Origin of the sequence: Leptospira kanakyensis, from assembly GCF_004769235.1 — a bacterium.
Taxonomy (GTDB): domain Bacteria; phylum Spirochaetota; class Leptospiria; order Leptospirales; family Leptospiraceae; genus Leptospira_A; species Leptospira_A kanakyensis.
Window position 1 is genome coordinate 975983 of record NZ_RQFG01000005.1, and the last position, 14954, is coordinate 990936.

Annotated in this window: 13 protein-coding genes; 5 read left to right on the forward strand and 8 right to left on the reverse strand. The window is 37.7% G+C overall.

From position 1 onward, the window contains the following. Positions 1–6: 6 nt before the first annotated feature. Positions 7–507: a hypothetical protein gene (locus EHQ16_RS05175; RefSeq protein WP_135634987.1), complete on the reverse strand. Its 501-nt coding sequence runs from the start codon at positions 505–507 to the stop codon at positions 7–9. 120 nt (positions 508–627) lie between these two features. After that, a complete protein-coding gene (locus EHQ16_RS05180; RefSeq protein ID WP_135634985.1) occupies positions 628–2013 on the reverse strand; it encodes an SLC13 family permease in 1386 nt (461 codons plus the stop codon). A gap of 107 nt (positions 2014–2120) precedes the next feature. On the opposite strand from EHQ16_RS05180, the gene EHQ16_RS05185 reads away from it, so the two are divergent. Further along, entirely contained in the window at positions 2121–4541 is a 2421-nt protein-coding gene (locus EHQ16_RS05185; protein WP_135634983.1) for a 1-acyl-sn-glycerol-3-phosphate acyltransferase, read from the forward strand. A 52-nt stretch (positions 4542–4593) separates the two neighbouring features. On the opposite strand, the gene EHQ16_RS05190 is transcribed toward EHQ16_RS05185, so the two are convergent. Genes EHQ16_RS05190 through EHQ16_RS05205 form a run of 4 tightly spaced genes read right to left on the reverse strand, consistent with a single transcriptional unit; the run spans position 4594 to position 8592 of the window. Next, on the reverse strand, positions 4594–5076 hold the full coding sequence (locus tag EHQ16_RS05190) for a DUF4442 domain-containing protein (RefSeq protein WP_135634981.1): 483 nt from the start codon (positions 5074–5076) through the stop codon (positions 4594–4596). Next, positions 5073–5966, reverse strand: a complete 894-nt coding sequence (locus EHQ16_RS05195; RefSeq protein WP_135634979.1) for a DMT family transporter — start codon at positions 5964–5966, stop codon at positions 5073–5075. Before EHQ16_RS05195 ends, EHQ16_RS05190 begins: the two co-directional genes overlap by 4 nt. Beyond that, positions 5963–6835: an AEC family transporter gene (locus tag EHQ16_RS05200; RefSeq protein ID WP_244241934.1), complete on the reverse strand. Its 873-nt coding sequence runs from the start codon at positions 6833–6835 to the stop codon at positions 5963–5965. Before EHQ16_RS05200 ends, EHQ16_RS05195 begins: the two co-directional genes overlap by 4 nt. 41 nt (positions 6836–6876) lie before the next feature. Further along, positions 6877–8592 carry an acyl-CoA dehydrogenase family protein gene (locus EHQ16_RS05205; RefSeq protein ID WP_135634975.1) on the reverse strand — a complete coding sequence of 572 codons (1716 nt, stop codon included), beginning with the start codon at positions 8590–8592 and terminating at the stop codon, positions 6877–6879. Between the two features lie 81 nt (positions 8593–8673). On the opposite strand from EHQ16_RS05205, the gene EHQ16_RS05210 reads away from it, so the two are divergent. Continuing rightward, positions 8674–9546, forward strand: a complete 873-nt coding sequence (locus tag EHQ16_RS05210; RefSeq protein WP_135634973.1) for a molecular chaperone DnaJ — start codon at positions 8674–8676, stop codon at positions 9544–9546. A 46-nt stretch (positions 9547–9592) separates the two neighbouring features. Here EHQ16_RS05210 and EHQ16_RS05215 read toward each other — a convergent pair whose 3' ends face one another. After that, on the reverse strand, positions 9593–10141 hold the full coding sequence (locus EHQ16_RS05215; protein WP_135634971.1) for a YceI family protein: 549 nt from the start codon (positions 10139–10141) through the stop codon (positions 9593–9595). Positions 10142–10253: 112 nt separating this feature from the next. Beyond that, a complete protein-coding gene (locus tag EHQ16_RS05220) occupies positions 10254–10913 on the reverse strand; it encodes a SanA/YdcF family protein (protein WP_208742232.1) in 660 nt (219 codons plus the stop codon). Between the two features lie 76 nt (positions 10914–10989). On the opposite strand from EHQ16_RS05220, the gene EHQ16_RS05225 reads away from it, so the two are divergent. The 3 genes from EHQ16_RS05225 (at position 10990) to EHQ16_RS05235 (ending at position 14924) form a co-directional block, all read left to right on the forward strand. Further along, on the forward strand, positions 10990–12003 hold the full coding sequence (locus EHQ16_RS05225) for a M23 family metallopeptidase (protein ID WP_135634967.1): 1014 nt from the start codon (positions 10990–10992) through the stop codon (positions 12001–12003). Further along, positions 12004–14010: an NAD-dependent DNA ligase LigA gene (gene ligA, locus EHQ16_RS05230; RefSeq protein ID WP_135634965.1), complete on the forward strand. Its 2007-nt coding sequence runs from the start codon at positions 12004–12006 to the stop codon at positions 14008–14010. A gap of 389 nt (positions 14011–14399) precedes the next feature. Continuing rightward, the gene (locus EHQ16_RS05235; protein ID WP_135634964.1) at positions 14400–14924 is read left to right on the forward strand and encodes a hypothetical protein; all 525 of its coding nucleotides are present in this window, start codon (positions 14400–14402) and stop codon (positions 14922–14924) included. The last annotated feature ends 30 nt before the right edge of the window (positions 14925–14954 follow it).

Genomic DNA, 14954 nt, shown 5'->3' on the forward strand with positions numbered 1-14954 from the left:
AATCTCCTATAAGTAACGATTGTAATCTTGCACCACATTGTGGATTAGATTCTTTTCTTTATTAAAATGAATTGTTTTCGCCTCTTTGATTCCAGCTTCCCAGATAAAAATAAAGGGAATTCCAAATAGTGTAGAATGTTTTTGTCTGTATTTCTCTCGTCCTACAAGTTTTTCGTTTATGTAAAAATCGGCATGAAGGACTCTTTCTTTAGAATAAATAGACGGTAATAATCCAGCAGTACCTAACATAAACAAGGTGGAGATGGAAGAAATCCAAAAATGTTCATATTCGTTTACTTCACTGGTATATAAATCGATATGGTGGTTGGCCCTCACTCCGTCTGATAACACTCTTCCGAAATATCCCGTTTCCATTAGATACCTAGTATAAATAGACGTAATTTCTCGTTTGGTTTTATCATTTTCCGGAGTAGAAACTTTGATGGTAAGGATTCCAATTTGTTGTTTGAAGTCTGGTCTAGAAATGATAGGGACATCTTCGCTCATGTAATTGTAACAAGAGGAAAGAGAAAATGAGACAAAAGATGTGAAAATTATCAGAAATCGAAAAGTTCGCATAATTCGAAAGTAGGTTAATGGAAGGAAAGGAGAGGAAAAGTCTTTTTTTTAAAACTTAGAAAAATCGACAATTCCTAAGATATGTAAAATAAGGCCCCCGAGAGTCACAAAAAAGATCCAAGCGACGATAGAAATGATTCCACCAACTTTTAACATCTCAAAACTTTTGATTCCACCATAACTGAAAGCCAACGCATTGGGAGGTGTGGATACGGGGAGTGGCATGGCAAGGGAAGCTCCGATGGTGGCCCCAATCGCTGCAGGCAAAATGAGATGAGTTGGCAAACCCATGGTAATAGGAAGGATAAGATTGGCGACACTGGTATTACTTAAAAAACAAGAAAGTCCTAGAGAAAGGATAGAAAAAAATAAAAACAAACCCAATTGATTCGATTCACCTAACATAAACAATTCGACAAAATGTTTTGCAAGACCTGTTTCTTCAAAGGCTTTTCCGAGAGCAATTCCCCCTCCCATCAAAATCAAAACATCCCATGACAAGTTCCGGAATTCTTTTAAATCTAAAAGTCGAAACCCAAAAAATACAATGATTGGAAATAGTGCAACGGTTCCGTTGGAAAATCCATGTAGGTCAGAACTGATCCAACCTAAAATGGTGATCGTGATGATACCCAAAGCAATCGAACGATCTCTCTTCGAAACGGATAAACTAGAGTCAGAAATTTGAATTGATGCGATTGAAAGTTCAGATTTGTCCTTTTTTAAGTACACAATGTACAAAAGTATAGCAAGTGCTAAAACAGAAAGAATGAATACTGGAAAGGCAAAGGCCATCCAGTTTAAAAATCCAATTTCCAATCCTCTTTCTTGTAAATATCCAATCCCAATCACATTGGGAAGTGTTCCCACTGGTGTTCCGATCCCACCTAGGTTTGCAGAAAAAGGAACGATGAAGAGAAGTGATTTTCGTAAAGGATTGTTCTCTTCTAAAGACTTCATCATCGAAGAAACAAGACCAAGCATCATGGCCGCAGTAGCAGTATTGTTCATGAAACAAGATAAAAAACCTGTGGCAAAACCCAGGGAAAGTACAAGTAAAAAGGCTGAACCTTTCGTTTTTTGGATCACAAAACGAGCGATGGCAGAATCCAATCCATAAGATGTGATTGCTGAAGAAATGACAAAGCCACCTAAGAAGAGTAAAATGGTCTCAGAAAAATAACAAGATAGGAAAGTAATCGTTTTTGGGGCACCTGGTCCCCAAGCGGGAAGTAACCAGACCAATTCTAAAAATAAAACTAAAAAACCCGTGACATAGAGAGGAAAAAGTTCTGTCACCCAAAGGAAAGAAACAAGTAATGCAATGGCCAAATTGATCTCTTGTGGCCGAGTGAGACCGAGCCAGAGTTGATACCAGCCAAAGAGGGCCGGGATCACGGTTAGACTTGAAAATACAATACCAGCTCGAATCATTGTGACTTGACGATTTACACTCTCCTGATACTTTTTCGATAGACTCGAATCGTTTCAAGCAAACAAATAAAGTGAGATTTCCCCTCGATTCGTATTGTTAATTTTTTATGCAAATAGCCTATAACGACTTAAAACAAGCAGTTCTGGGAAGCGGCCCCATGGGTATCATCATCGCTTCCGTACTGGCACAGAAGTTCGACCCCATCACTCTCTGGATTCCTGACAAAGAATTGGTAGAGGTTCTAAAGAAACGCCGCCAAACAGAAATTATGGGAAAGACCATTGACCTTCCTGATCATATCGACATAGTCTCCAGTTTGGATGCTTTTGGACGAGATGATTGGGTTTTCCATGTGGCAGTTCCTTCCAGATCTTTTTTGGACAGTGTCCACGCCCTTTTGGAAGTTTTAGAACCCACCAATAGTTATGTTTTTTCTTTTTTAACAAAAGGAATTCTGGATTCTAAAAACAGAAAAAAAACAGGATTCATTACTTATTCGCAATACTTACAAAATTATTTAAAAGAAAGAATTTTTTCAAACGCATCTGTTGCAGTTGTCAATGGCCCTTCCCTTCTCGGGGAAATCTTAGATGAGAAATTTAGTTTTTTTAATATTGGATCTTATGAAAAAGAGACTTCTGAGTATCTAGCTGATGTTCTCTCTTCAAATTTTATCAATACATCTGTTACCGATGATGTTGTAGGAATGGAAATTGTAGGAGTTGCCAAAAACCCAATGGCCATTGCCAGTGGGATTGTTTCTCTTCTTCCGAGATATGGATCCAACTTACTGGGTGAAATTTTATCCGTAGGATTTCAAGAAGTAAGAGACCTTGCCATGCGTTATGGTGCAAGACCCGATACAGTGATGGGAAGATCAGGCCTTGCCGATTTTATCACAACGGCAACCAGTAACAAAAGTAGAAACAGAGGATTTGGACAAAAAATTGTCGGAGAACTTTTGTCAGGTGGAGAGAAACTAAGTATTAAAGATCGAATCGAAATATTTTTTGCACCAAGATCTTTTATCGAAAGAGAATCTACCAAATGGCATGATAACGTAGAAGGAACTTATGCACTCAGCATTCTCATTGAACTTGCCAATGAAATTCGCCTGCCATTTACCTTACACAGAACTTTATTCGATGTTCTTACTAGAAAACAACCACCAGATTCACTGATTGATTTGATTTGTGGTAAAAAAACAGAATCAAAAAACATTCCTCTCGTGGTTCAAAAGAAGGTAGGACTCAACTTAACATCAGGAATTGATTTTCAAAACCTACTTGTGGATCGAATTTTAAAACACATTAGCAATGTTCCAGGCACCGTGACTCGTGTTAAAAAACAATCTTCTGCCGTGATTGAATCCACGCAAAAAAGACTCACCAAAGCCACTCGTAAAAAACAAAAGTTGGATGAGGTTAAATTTGCATCAGAACTTGAAATATGGCAACGATTCCAAAATTGCCAAAAAGACGAAGAGAACACTCTTGTTAAAGAACTCGTTCGATTTTATGTAACAGAAATTGCGGACAACTATAGCCCGACAGTTCGCGAATCTGTTCTACGGTTTGTAGCTCCCATTCGACTTTTCTCTGGTGGTTTTTTGAAAGGATCTATGATTCCTCATGTTGGCGGGAAAACAGAAGTAGTGAAGGCATTGTCTTCTAAATACAATTTATTGTATGCCCCCACTCATAGATCTCACTTAGATTCTGTGGAAGTTGCTTATTCCTTATTTCACTTAGGACTACCTGTTCCTCGTTATGCGGCAGGTATCAACTTAATGTCCAATCCTTTTTGGGAATGGATGTTAAAGTCACTCGGTGCCTACGCAGTGGATCGCGAAAGAACCAGAAACAGTTTGTATTTGGAATGCCTCACTCTTTATTCACAAGTGATGTTAGAACAAGGGATTCCTTCTCTTGTTTATCCAGAAGGAACTCGTTCTCGCACAGGCGGAATTGTTCCTGTCAAAACGGGACTTTTAACAACGGCAGTGAATGCATTCCGAAGTTCAGGAACAGAGATAGTAATTGTTCCCATCTCTGTATCATATGAAACCGTTCCAGAAGATAACCAGTTTTGTAATATGCCAGAAGAATTGGGAATGGCAGGATTTCTTGCAAAACGTTCCAATGTGTATGTAGAGTTTTGTGATCCCATTCCTATCTCTGAATATGCGCATACGGAAGATCCGACTTTGGAACTCAGTTACCGCATCACCAAAGGTTGGAAACAGTATCATAAAATTTTACCAAACCAAATTGTGGCAAAAATTTTAGCGGAGAACGATTTCTCCGTCGAAGTTTCACAGAGTACAATGTTAGTTGAAGATTTTATTTCCCGCCATGATGGAAATTATCTTACTAAAGATCCGGAAGAAGTTTGGGAAAAAGGAAAAAGGATTTTGGAAAAACGAAAGATGATTGAAGAATCCAATCGAGTGGTTCATTCCAAAAACGATGCTTTACTTCTATATTACGCAAGTATGATTCCAGAAGACGAAGATAAAAAATACTAAGATCATTGGATAAAAAAAAAGAAACAGGGACCTTTATTTCTTATTTTTATCCTTATCCATTCTGAACGGGGAGCCTTCCCCGTTTGCGGATATAAACTGTTTTTTCCAGAATCGCAATCACCTCACCCGCTTCGTTTTTGACATCAGTGGTGAATAAATAATCCCCTTTTTTCTTAACATCGATTTCGTCTTTGATCCTTTGGATTTCGGAATCAGGAATGCGAAACTCGGCAATCACCTTGCCCATCCCCGGTTTTACAAAGATCATATTGCCGGCTTTATCCCAAACAATATAATCGGATCCCAATCTTTCCAAAAGGATCAACATAAAAAATGGATCACACATAGAATACAAAGAACCACCAAAATGAACACCCACATAATTCTTGTTATAGAATCTTAAATTCATTTCGGATCGAAAGTAAGAAAAATCAGGAGCAATTTCTTTGATACGAATCCCAGCCCCAACATAAGGAGGATAAAAATTATATAACCAAATTTTGAATCTTTTTTTCCAAGATGTAGTTTTTTTCAAAGGTTTGGTTCCTTTATTTTTTGTTTCGAATTGATTAAATACACTGCGAGGATGGCTAAGGAACCTCCAATGATTACAGGAATTTGTATCACTTCATTCAAAATCAAATAACTACTCAAATAGGCAGAAAGAGGAACAATGAAGATAAAACTACTGGCAATCTCGGATCCAAGTCGAGTTGCTGCATAAAAATAAACGGTAGTTCCAAAGGTTGTCGAAATGACTGTTAAGTAAAAGATGGAAGCCCAAAAGGAAAATCCTTCGTCCCATACCTTCCAAAAACTTGGATCATTAAAACAAAATAAAAGTTCTATGATAGATCCAACAGCATAAACATAAAAACTATAAGTCACAGGAGACATAGATTTTCCTGTGGATTGGCTGTTAAGAGATAGGATGGCCCAAACAAAAGAACATAACAAAAAAAACAAATTCCCAGATAACAATAAATAATCGATACTGATCTTCCATACTTGTAAAATCACAAGCCCACCGATAAACCCGAAAAACAATCCCATCACTTGGCGTTTGGAAATTCGTTTCTTTTGTACGAGGACAACTATAAAAAAAGTAACAATGGGATTGAGGGTGGTGACAAGAACTCCACCAGCCCCGGGGAGTCCATTTTTTAATCCCATAAAAAAGAACTGATTGTAAAAAGTATAAATGATTCCACCAACAAGAACATTCCAGTAGTCCTTTCCTGTTTTGAGTAAAAAGGGAATTTTCATCACAACAAGGAGAGGGATCACAGAAAGAAAAGTAGCTAAAAATCGCCAAAACACCAAAACAGAAACAGGAACTGTGCCTGCGATCATTTTACCGATGGGCCAAGAGATTCCCCAAGAGACCATTGCAAGGATTAGTAAGAGTAAAAATTTTAGGTTCAAATATAGTTTCCTTTCAACAAAAAGTTGAGAACGTATGTGGTGCCAAAAGATATAGGAATTCCAATTCCCAACATAAGGCTTGCTAAATGGGGAGAAATATTTTTTTCAATTGTGATGACTGTGGAAGTGACCATAGGAGCCATTGCCGATTCCAAAACAATGGTTTGGTAGAGTAATGCATCCTCTTTTAAAGGAGAATACATCCAATACACAAAGATTGGTGCGAGGATGAGTTTAAACCCTAGACCCAGAGCCAAAACCTTACCGTGACCCGCAATAGTTCGTAAATCTAACATAAACCCGACGGATACCAAGGCAAGTGGAGTAAGAGTATCACCCAAACGAAGTAAAACAAGTTTGAGAGCCTCAGGATAAACAAATTGCCTTGTAAAAATAGCAACAAACAATGCATAGATGGGAGCAAACCCCAAAACTCTTTTGATGAGAGTTACAAAGTCCCATTTCCCATCCATAGCAATCGAAGCTAAGATGATTCCGGGAAAACTTAAAACCATAAAGGTTCCTAGTTGGTCTGCCAAAATTCCATACCCAAGGGAAGTTTTGCCTAAGTAAGTTTCAAGTAATGGAAACCCAACAAAGGAAGTGTTCCCAAGACCTGCAGTTAACACCAAACAAACGGCGGTATGGAATTTTAAAAACTTCAGTTTATACAATCCAAGAAAAAATACAAGAGCGATCCCAAAAACTACCCAAGGCATAGACGAAGGCAAAAGGGAAGTCGCATCCACTTTTAATTCATGGACATGATACAAAACAAGTGAAGGCAAAGAAATAAAAAGGATAAATCCGTTTAAAACCTTAGGAGTGGATTCTGGAAACTGGGGAAGTCTTCGGAAGAACAACCCCAAACCAAAACAAATTCCTAGTAGTAAAAAATTTTCCATACTAATTAAAAAGAAAGAAAGGTCTCCATGGCTTTAGGATCAAAGAAAACTCCTTCTTTTTGTCTAGGTGCTTCGAGTCCATCCCGCACCATCTCGGCATACCCGTTAACAAAATACAGATACTTTGTCGGGAGTTTATTTGTTATATCGTAAGTGGTTTGTTCTAAAAACTCAGCAAGTAAAAGCACTTGGTAGGTTACATCAGCGATATAAACCCGATTCATATCCTTCCAATCTTTAGACTGATTTTTGATACAATCTTCTAATTCTTTTCGTTTGGTTTGGAATACTTCAAATGAGTTCTTTAACTCCCCATGATTCCCAACAGACTTTGTTAGTTCATCCAACAAAGATTGGAAGGCTGTATAAACCTTTGGTTTTTGTAAGGCATGCAAACAATGGTCTGCTATGATGAGATGAGTTCCTTCCCAAGTTTCATTGATGATGGAATCATTGTGCAGACGAGGGAGAGGAGAAAAGTCTCCAATAATTCCGTTTCCACCCAAAGTTAAGATCGCTTTTTGAGTGATATAACTTGCTTGGGAAGAAGATTTATATTTCATAAGTGGAACAGTAATTTCCGCAGCATCGTCACCTTTCTCTGAAAGGTTAGCTGATCTAAAGTTTACAAAACAATTTCCAGTTTGCAAAATTTGCATTTCTGCTAATGTCTTTGTAAAGGAAGGAAATTCTAAAATCTTTTTCCCATAAGCGGTTCTAAACTTTGCATATTCAGATGCTTCCATCACTGACCTTCTTGCGTTTCCACTAGAACCAAGCCCCACATGCAATCGAGATGTTTTGATGATGTAACGGATGAGATTCACAAGTCCATGACCAGGACGACCAAACTCTTCCGCTTCTACTTTGTCATAAATAATTTCTACCGTGAGTTTTCCTCGAGATCCAATGATATCTTTTTTACGTAAGATATGGTGCCCGTTAAGTTCCCCATTTTCTTTGATCCTAGGAACAAGGAACATACCAACAGTATTGGTTCCTTCCATCTTTGCAGTAGTGACCCAAAGGTCTCCTGGATTGGAACAAAACCATTTTTCACCAGTTAACTCCCATTTGCCGTTCGGAAGTTTTTTTGCAATGGTTCGATTGGCAGAAACATTACTCCCGCCCACTCTTTCCGTTACATATTGTCCAGCCATAAAATGAGAAGAACTTCCCTTTCCCGCAACCAGAGGGAGGTATTTTTTCTTTTGTTCTTCTGTTCCAATTTTTTTCAGTGCAAGGATGATTCCATCGGTCATAGCCAACGGACAAGCAACACCACCTTCTCCATTCATATTCATTAAATATGTGAGCGCATAACGATGAATATGTGTGAAATCAAATTTCCATTCAGGATGAAAGTCTAAATTCACCACACCGTGATCATAAGAAATCTTTCGGGCTAATTTTTGTTCTTCAGAATATTTAATAAAATCGATTCGTTTGCCAGTTCGATCAAACTTAACAACTTCACCATACTTTCCTTCTTTGTGGCATTCTTCCGTGAGTTCATCCAAAATCCCACCTACAAGTTCCCCATACTTTCGGATATGTTCTTCCATTGCCTTTTTGTGATCCGGTGCAAAAGATTCAGAATAACGGTGAACCACTCGTTGTAAGGCGGGATCAATGTCGTAAAAATTTTTACCTCGAACTCCCTTGTATTCGGAAATATCGAACGGTTGTAAGGAAGGATGTTCTGAAATATGGTGGCTCATTCTTCCAGTTCAAAAAAAGGAATAGGATTCACTAGCAAAAAAGTCGCCCCGGTTTGAAATTGGTTCTAGAGTCGATTCTTTATGGTCCAAAGAGTAGAAACAAAAAAATCCAAACAAATTCTGCACGATGTGATCTTCGAACTCCAAAACGTTTCTGAGTCCATGTTGTGGTTTTTGTCGTACGACAGGCTTTCTGAACTTTTAGAAATCCGAAAGGAAGAATGCCTTCGCAAAGTTTATCAATTCAAAGCGGCAAAACCGCAAATGACACTTTCCGGAGGATTCCATGAAGTGGATGGAGACCTCCTAATTGATTTTCTCGCCTGGAGTTTGGAATTAGACGAAGTCGCAGAAGAGTTTTTGAGAGGAGGAATTTTTTTTAGTGAACGTCCGTTATATGAACTTCGCGAATCTTATAAAACCCTAATCCAAAAAACAATCGCCAATCATAAATTAGACAGAGAACTATTATTACTTCTGACTGCGGCTACCGTTGATTATGATGATGCCGTTGATTCTTATCTCATGGATAAATTCGAAATTGATTTCTTTGTGAGACGTTCCATCCATCAATTTTTAGAAAAATTCGAAATCCATCCAGAGTTTGGAGCGGAAGAATTTTTATATGAATATTTAAAAAGCCTGATCCCTACAAAGATACTCAACTTCCGCGACATCACTCGTGAATTTAGAGATAGAACCTATTACGAGTTATATGGTAGATTTCGAGAAACCAAAAAGAAAAAAAAGAAAATCGTAAAAACAGTTTCCGATGAAGTCAAAGACTTACTGGCTTTTTTTGATTTAGAACCGGGTGCGGGTATTACCGACGTTAAAAAGAAATTCAAAGAACTTTTAAAAAAATACCATCCGGATATCAATAAAAAAGGGGAAGAGATGACCAAACGAATCATTTTAAAATACAATCGTTTGGTCGAACTTTTAGGAAGTTAATCAATCCTTTAAATTGTTTTCTTTCCTTAATTGGTTTACTCCAGCTTTACTTCAACCGAATCTGAAAATGATACTTCACTTGAATCTCATCCTTTGCTTTCATAAAAAGTAAAGAAGGGTTTTCTAATTCATATTCGGAAAACTTAACCACAAGAGATCCATCGACCAGAAGGGAATTCGGATTCTCTGGTTTTACCGTAGCATCTGTCACAAATTCTTTTGTTTTTCCATGAATGGTCAATTTGCCCTTAATTGTGTAGGTCTGATCCTTTTCTGGTTGTACCGATTCAATTTTTACAAGAATGTTTGTTGAATCTGGATATCCCAAAATTTCCTGAATATGAGAATCCCTGTTTGAATCCCCAGAAGTAATTTTCAAAAGAGGAATTTTCAGTTCAAAGGGAGATTTTAAAATGTAATGATTTCCCGAAACTTGGATGTTTGGGGTATCCATTTGAATTTCGTTACAAACACCCGTTACATTTTTAGTAGTATGTTCTACAAAAAACTCGATATTCTTTTTTGTAACTTCCGCTGCAAAAATACCATTCACAAATAAAAAACTAAAGATAAAACCAATTACTACACGAATCATATAATTTTCGTATCCCTCGGTATTAGACGGAAATTCCATTCAATTTCGAAAAAAGAATCAACTGAGTATTGAAATAGAATGATTCTAGTTCAATTAGAATAAAAGGTTAACGTCATTTAGGTGAAGAAACAGGAATGGAACCTTTCCATGTAGAAACACCACTCCCTTCAATGGGATAAGGTTTGCCTAAATACTTGGGTGGTGTGTCCCACTGGATGTCCCACCAAGCAAGAACCCTTGCCGAAAATTCTCGGAAGGAATAATAGGTTTCTTTTTTATATGTTCTTAAATTGCATTCGTAACCGTATAACTCAAGCTCTAACTCTCGTCCTAAATAAATAGCACGAGGTAAAAAGAAAGATTGGCTGACAAAGATGGCTTTTTTCACAAGAAAAACTTCTTTCGCGCGAATGAGAGTATCGAGTGTTCGGAACCCTGCATGATCCACAAAGATATCTTCCGGTTTCACTTTATGATTTAACATAAATTCCAACATGGGTCGAAGTTCGTTATAATCCGACTTACCATTGTCCCCGGAGAGTAAGATTTTTTTTACACGACCAGTCTGATACAAATCCAATCCACAAGCCAAACGATCCATAAGAATGGGTGAGGGAGTTTTTCCATAGACAGCGGCACCAGGAACAATCGCCACTTCTGCTTCAGGGATTTCCGTCGGCTGGTTGGAATGAACCGAAGTCTGATAGACATACCAAAACCGCAAGTTGGTTGCCAATGCGACAAAACACAAGAAACCCAAAACCAGAATCATTCCAAGAAATAGGGATTTCCACTTGACCCTTGAGAGGAATCGGAAGGTTATATTTATGTAGGACACGCGGCTCGTCATGAAGAAAAAAATTAAAGAGATTACGTCTGTTTTTTCACAGGACAATCCGAAAATCAAGAAACAGATTGATAAGGTGAAAGAAAAAGGTCACCAACGGATGACCATTCTTGTCATTCCTCACGGATACGATAGTTCTTTCCACTTCCAAATTTCTCATTTTACCATTCTATTTTTTTTGGCACTGACTGTAGGTCTACTCAGTCTTGCCATCTTTGGGATCGTTGGTTCTAGCACCACCCAAAGCCAAATCAACCAACTCTCAAAAATTTACGGAACTTATTTTGATACGTATATCACTCATGCCAATCAATTGGAAGAAATGAAAGAAGAGTATTCCAAACTAAATGATAGTATGTTAGAACTTTTTACCCTGATTGATGGACAAGATGATGAACTTTTAAAAATTCCTGCTGAAGATTTTATCGAAACTGCAGCAATCGAATCCCTCCAAAAAGAAGAAAAAGAAGACAAACAATTAGATGTTGGTCGTAAGTACTTAAGCGAAATTTATGACCTTCGCCAATTAAAACACCGAATGGACAATTACCAACGTTTGGTGGAAGCAAATTACCAATTTTTATACCAACGTTCCGACATTTTATCCAGGTCACCTCTGTTTAACCCGATGTATTCTTATAACTTAACATCTCCTTTTGGGATGAGAAAGTCACCTACCACTGGTTATTGGGAATACCATGATGGTTTGGATATGGCAAATGCCACTGGCACTCCTATTTATGCTTCCGCGCCGGGACGAGTGGTTCGTGTTACTTATTCCAACGTAGGATATGGACATCACGTCATCATCCAACATGACTTCGGCTTTAGCACGTTATATGGACACTGCTCCAGAATCTATGTACGAAATGGACAGGAAGTCAAAGCCGGCGAACAAATTGCAGAAGTGGGAGCCACTGGAAACGTGACTGGCCCACACTTACATTACGAAATATTCATCTCCGAAGAAGGAAAAACAGATCCAGAACAATACATGCAAGCCGGAGTTTACTGATTGCCTAAGAAAGAAAATCCTGCCAAACGAGTCGCGGAACTTCGAAAAGAGATCAAAAAACATAACGATCTCTATTATAAAAACAACACTCCTAAAATTTCAGACAAAGAGTATGATCTTTTAGTGAAAGAGTTACAAACTCTTGAAAAAGCGAACCCAGACTTGGTAGTCGCATCTTCACCTACATTACAAGTAGGGTCAGATCTCTCTCCACAATTTAGCAAATTCAAACACAAAGTTCCTGTTTTATCTTTAGAGAATACATACAATGAAACAGAACTCTCGGAATGGTTAGAAAAAACAGGAATTGATGAACTATATTCCCTTGAATGGAAAATTGATGGCGCCTCCATCTTGTTATACTATGAAAATGGAAAACTCACTCATTGTGTGACAAGGGGATCCGGCGGGATCGGAGACATTGTTACTGAAAATGTCAAAACTATTGAATCCATTCCACAAACACTTTCGACACCTTTAAACCTATCGGTGCGAGGGGAAATTTTTATGACCTTCGCTGATTTTGAAGAATTCAACGAAGAATATGGCGGAAAGTTTGCCAATCCTAGAAATTTAGCAGCAGGTTCTATCAAACAAAAAGACCCACAAGACGTCGCCAAACGTCCGCTAAGAATCTACGTTTACGATGCCTATTTTTCTTCTTCGAGAAAAGGATTTAACAAACATAAAGACATCATCACTTTATTAAAAAAAGAAAAGTTCCCACTGGCACCTGATACCAACGTCATCTCAGGAAAAACCCTTCTCAAAGAGATTGAATCCTTCCGTAAGAAAAAAGATAAAATGCCATTCCCTGTGGATGGACTTGTGATCAAACTGGATGACCTCAACCTGCGTGAAAGTTTGGGAGAAACAAGCCAGTCACCGCGGTGGGCTCGCGCATTTAAGTTTGATGCCTTACTCAAAGAAACCACCATCGAAGAAATTGATTTTGCCATTGGCCGAACAGGTAAAATCACACCGAGGGCAAAGGTCACACCTATTTCACTTGCCGGAACAACTGTCACTTACGCCACCTTACACAACCAAGACTATATCGACCAACTGGGTGCAGGCATTGGGGCAAAAGTTCTTATCTCAAAACGCGGCGAAATCATTCCCGCTGTTGAAAAAGTTACCGTTCCTCCCAAATCAGTTTTTGTATTACCAAAAGAATGCCCAGCTTGTAAAACTAAACTAACAAAGGTAGACGACTCCGTTGATTTTTTCTGCACCAATCGCAATTGTCCAGAACGCAAACTAAACCAACTGATTTTCTTTTGTTCCAAAAAACAAATGAACATCGAAGGCCTAGGTGAAAGACAAATTCAAATTTTCTTTGAAAAAGGTTGGGTCAAAGACATTCCCGATTTATATACCTTAAACAAATACAAAGACACCATACTCGAGTTAGATGGATTTGGTGAAAAATCCGTTAAAATTATTTTTGATGCCATAGAAAAATCCAAAGAAAAAGATTTTCGTTTCACTCTACCTTCTATCGGGCTAAACGAAGTTGGTCCTAAAGTCACAGAAATTCTTATCGAACATGGATTTGACTCTTGGGAAAAACTTGTTACGCTTTCCAAATCCAAAAATGCCGAAGAAGAACTAACCTCCATCCACGGAATTGGCCCAAGAACAGTTGATGCCTTACTTGCCCATCTAAAAGACAAAGAAACTTTAAAACTTGTTAACACTCTTATCAAACTCGGACTTAAATTCCAAGCGGACGAAACGGAAAAAAGCGACATACAACCGTTTGTTGGCCAAAGTTGGTGTGTGACTGGAAGTTTCGAAAACTTCCAACCTCGCGACGTCGCGATGGATCTCATCACTAAACACGGTGGCAAAAAAGTCTCCGGAGTCTCTTCCAAAACAACCCACCTACTCTATGGTCCTGGTGCCGGATCTAAATTAGAAAAAGCAACTGAACTCGGTGTGACCTTGGTATCGGAATCTGAATTTTTAAAATTATTAAAAAAAGAAGGGATAACATTGCCGTAAAAGTATTCCTATTTTGACTCGCGAGTTTGCGCCATCCATAGTTACCCATAAGTGACACCTCGTCGCTTGGTGAATAGGAATATATTCTTTAATTCTCTGAGCGCGTATAATTCGTTAGATGATTGGTATTAGATTATATAACGACCTTGACTTGCCCAAGTCGAAATAAAAAGACATTGTTTGTTATTTTTCATTTTTGATATTATAAAAATTTCTTAGCATCGCTATCGAAAGTTGAATCAAGATTTTCAACTATTTGCTCTATTAGATTTTAAGCTTGAGAACAAAACATTATTCACTTCAATAATTTCCTGACCTTAAGCATTCATGATGATAATTCGTTTAAAATTGAAATTGACTAAACATTTTTTTCTGATAAGAATAATGCGATGAAGACCCCAGCAATTTTTTTAATCTTGTTATTCTCGCTTTTATTATGCAACCAACCGCAATCAAACAAAGTTGAAAATATTAAAAATTATGAAATTGATGTAAAATTATTAATAAATTATATTAAGAAAGATAACCTATCCGAATCTGATACATTTTCAAATTTTACCAGAAAAGAAGTCTTTGAAGTTGCAAAAATATGTATGAAAAATGGAATATTTGATTATCCACCAAATGATTCTTTGAAGTTTCTTCCCAGTGGAATTCTGAGAGTAGAAGAAGTGGATTCAGATGATAAATTGTTGAAATGGGAGGAAAAAGAATATTCCATTAGAGTCATAAATTTAGATAACATAGAAAACAATTTCGGATTTAAAGCCATTTCTGATGTTAATTTTTTAAAAGTAGAATCTGGAGGAAATTTTTTAGAGTTTGAAATAGAAATATTAGATCATCCTTCTAAGAAAGTATTTTTCGAGTCTTCAGTATTTTGTTCGGTTACCGGTATTGAACGTTGGAAGTGAGAGTTTATGCAGTGCCACATAACGAAATAA